Source organism: Massilia mucilaginosa, assembly GCF_011682145.1.
Lineage (GTDB): Bacteria > Pseudomonadota > Gammaproteobacteria > Burkholderiales > Burkholderiaceae_D > Telluria_A > Telluria_A mucilaginosa.
The window spans coordinates 1-366 of record NZ_WHJH01000246.1; the positions used below are offsets into that span (position 1 = coordinate 1).

1 protein-coding gene is annotated in these 366 nt (G+C 60.9%); it reads right to left on the reverse strand.

Going from position 1 to position 366, the window contains the following annotated elements; all coding sequences use genetic code 11:
• Positions 1-366, reverse strand: a 366-nt coding sequence (locus F2P45_RS34710) for a hypothetical protein (protein WP_223164934.1), incomplete at both ends; no start/stop codon positions are given.

Sequence of the window (366 nt, forward strand, 5' to 3'; positions counted from 1 at the left end):
GTGCCCCGGCCGACGGCGGCCGTGCCGGCGGTCGCCAGCTTGTAACCACCGTCGAGCTTGTCAAAGACCAGCTCTTTCGAGTTCGTCGCACTGGTCGATGGGGCGAACGGGTTGTGCCCGTGATAGCGCTTGACCATCTTGAACAGATTATCGGTCGCTTTCTGCTCGTGCGCCACGATGAACGCCGAGCGGCCGAAGTTAATGGACGAAATGCAGTAGAAGCGCGCACCGATGTAGGTCGAAGCACCCTGCTGCCGCCCTTTCAGGATGATCGCCCTGACCTTGCCGATCTCTTTGCGCTGTTCCTCGATGCGCGCATGGACGTAGCGCTGGGCCCGGTTGAACTTGAGCAGGACCTTTTTGCCG